Annotated in this window: 2 protein-coding genes; both read right to left on the reverse strand. The window is 34.5% G+C overall.

Going from position 1 to position 3070, the window contains the following annotated elements; all coding sequences use genetic code 11:
- Positions 1 to 1018: alpha-amylase family glycosyl hydrolase (locus tag ACJML3_RS04550; RefSeq protein ID WP_406021000.1), on the reverse strand; the 1018-nt coding region annotated here is incomplete at its 3' end.
- Positions 1019 to 1077: 59 nt separating this feature from the next.
- A complete protein-coding gene (locus ACJML3_RS04555) occupies positions 1078 to 2538 on the reverse strand; it encodes a hypothetical protein (protein WP_406021001.1) in 1461 nt (486 codons plus the stop codon).
- Positions 2539 to 3070 lie beyond the last annotated feature (532 nt).

A 3070-nucleotide genomic window follows, 5' to 3' on the forward strand; every position in this document is an offset into this window, starting at 1 on the left:
CTTTATGTGAAAAGACACCACTTTGTGTTGCTGCAAAAGTTTTTAAAATTGCGGTTCTCCCCTGAAAATCAAATGCGGAATTCAAAGCAGGTTCTTTATTTGTACCATATCCAAACTGACAGATTATATCGTTTGGATTCCAAAGTTCAGCTACCATGTAGCCAAGTGGATTTACATCTTTTCCTGAAGCATCTTTATAGGTAACCTCCTTTGATGCTGCCTCCACAGTCTTTTTAAGCTCTCTTAACGCATCAATCGGTACCTGATAGGCCTGATCAAGTCTCCATCCGTCGATTTTGAAGTTCTTGATGTAATAAGATGCAACCTCCTTGTAATATTCAAGTGTCTGACCGTCATCATCATAATCAGCACACAGTGTATGCCTTATTACAGGATTTGAAAGAACACTTTCCTTTTCAAAAAGGTTTTCAGGAAGAATGCACATGTTTGATTTTGTGACTTGCTTTTTGCTTGGTGAAGAGTCTTCAAGATCGCCTTTAAAATGACCGAATACACCATCAAGAAATACATAAATACCAAGTGAATGTGCTTTTTGAACAAGCTCTTCTAGCTTTTTCTCATCGCCAAAATGTCTGTCAACTTTGTAGTAGTCTCTAGTGTAGTAGGCTGTTGCATCTAAAGGAATAGGATAGGTATTGAGTTTTTCTGCCTCAAATATGGGGGTAAGCCATATTGCGTTCATTCCAAGAGACCTGATATATGGAAGAGCATTTATGACACCTTGCAGATCGCCTTTATGATCTGATGGGCCTAAACCTATGTTGTAGTTAATTGAATCATCACCATTTTGAAATGATTCAACCATGATCTGATAGATTCTAAGATCTGCAATCGGATCTACAGTTTCTGTTGTATTTGAATAGGCTGCAAGTGTGTTTTGATATTCTTTATTACTAAATTTATGATGTGAGCATCCTAAGACAATGGTCAAAAACATTGTACAAAGGAGTAAAGAAAATCCCTTACACTTACATATGTATAGTGATAATGTTGACATAGTTTAATTCCTAAAAAGGTGCAGGTTGGAGACTGATACCTGCACAAATCAATCAAAAGTTATTTAACTGCTTTTGGCAGATCAACGTTTGTAAAGGTGATACTTACAGTCTGACCGTCACGTTTAACGTCAGTAATATCGCCACTGTAGTAGTAAGGTGTGAAGGATGTATCCTTTAGGTCAACAGGTGCAAAGTGCAGAGTAGTTTTATTGTCATTTCTGCACTTGTCATTTTTACACTGTTTAGCTCTTATCGCATTGCTAAGAATTGTGCCAATCAGAGCATGTTCAGTTGAGTGGAAACCGTTTCTCCAGAACCATGTCTTTAAACCAAAATTCTTGATTTCTCCATATTCCTTGTCAGTAAAATCATTGACCCACTTATTTAAGGTATCAGGCATGTCATAATCGTTGCTTAATGCAAGTGTCAGAGCAGACTGATCTAGCTCTGCATAAACCCACCAGTCAGCCCCTCTTTGCAGATCGTCGCCATACCAGTCATTCTTATTCTTAGTAAGAGCTCCATTTAATGTCTGGATCATGCCTTTTTTAGCAAATTTAGCAAGCTTCTTGTCATTTAGACCTAATGCTGCAAGATATTCCATCCAGAAAGTTTTTACTCTGTGACCATTATCCATGTGTCTTCCGTTTTCTGTATCAAAACATGATTTGTCATGTGTACAGCCATAGAAACGGTTTAACTTTTTAGAATAGAAATTTTTGTTCATATCTTTTATTGTTTTTCGAATGATCTCGCCCCACTCAGCTTTGTAGGTATCAGGCATCAGTCTCCATGATAATAGAAGATATGCATTTAACTGATCGAGCATAGCTACAAGCTCAACTTGTTCTTTCTTGTCAAAATAAGTATCAGAGAAGCACCATCTGATAATTCCTTTTTCCTTGTCATAATAAGTGTCATAGATATACTTTTGAGCTTCTCTTAACTCATCAATGATTTTTTTATCGTGTGTAAGATATGCATTCATAGAAAGAGCCATGAGCACATAAGATAGATCCTGAGATGTTCTTGCAAGACGGTAATCAGTAAATGGGGCATCTTTTGGCCAGCCTAATGGTTCACCTTTTTCAAGAAGCACATGATAGCCACCTTCCTTATCTTTAATCTTTTCTAGAAGAAATTTAACACCAGCCATATGCAGTCTTAAAGCTTCCTTGTTACCTGTGATGTTGAATAGAGCACCATAAGCAAAGGTCTGTCTTGTATTCATTCTTACAAAGTCTATTCCTGTAATATGCTGCATCTGACCAATATCTCTTTCATATGGACATAAAGACTGATTTCTTAATGTGCCATCATTGCAGCGCCAGGTTGGGAAATTACCTTCAGGAACACCTCTTGCGTCCTTGTGAAGCCAGAATTTTTCAAGATAGGAGGCATGTTCAAGCCATGTTTCATATGATGGAAGATTCTTAAGATCTGTTTTTGCCAGACATTGATTTGAAAGAATAATGCAGGCAGAGCACATAGCACTCATGAAAATGTTTTTTATAGTCATAATAATATTCTCAAAAAAAATTAACGTTCATATGTCAAAATTTTCATTAAACAAAGGAATTATTAACAAATGAAAATTTTGTAAAAAGATTATACAAAAATGTAAATAGGCAAAACCGCGTTTTTAAAAATTGATGTATGTCAAAATTATACTGACATTTTAGTTTATATTTATCGATTTAAATTTGATATCCATCTGATTTGATATGAATAAATGCGACGTAGTTATTGAATAATAGAGCATTTAAATTTTAAAAATTTTAAGATGAACTCTTATAAAACGTGACTGTCGTCCAAATATTTTTTTTTGATCTGCTGTTTTTGAGTGTTAAAAATTTTCAAAAATAATCTATTTAGCTGAATTTTAAGTAAAAAAAACAATTAAAAAAGTAACATTTTTTCTTTTTTTTTAATTTCGTTAGTAGTTGGTGGGGGTAATTTCTCTAATGTCACAAAAATTCAAGCTTTTATGTTAATTCATAATGATTATCAGTTAAAAATTGTGATATTTAAGATTTATCTTAAGCATGGTT

The sequence above is a fragment of the Succinivibrio sp. genome (genome assembly GCF_045124615.1).
GTDB classification, from domain to species: Bacteria; Pseudomonadota; Gammaproteobacteria; order Enterobacterales; family Succinivibrionaceae; genus Succinivibrio; species Succinivibrio faecicola.

Bases quoted from the DNA above. Each gene is read 5' to 3' on its own strand.
- ACJML3_RS04555 (WP_406021001.1), bottom strand. From the start codon at position 2,538: ATGACTATAAAAAACATTTTCATGAGTGCTATGTGCTCTGCCTGCATT.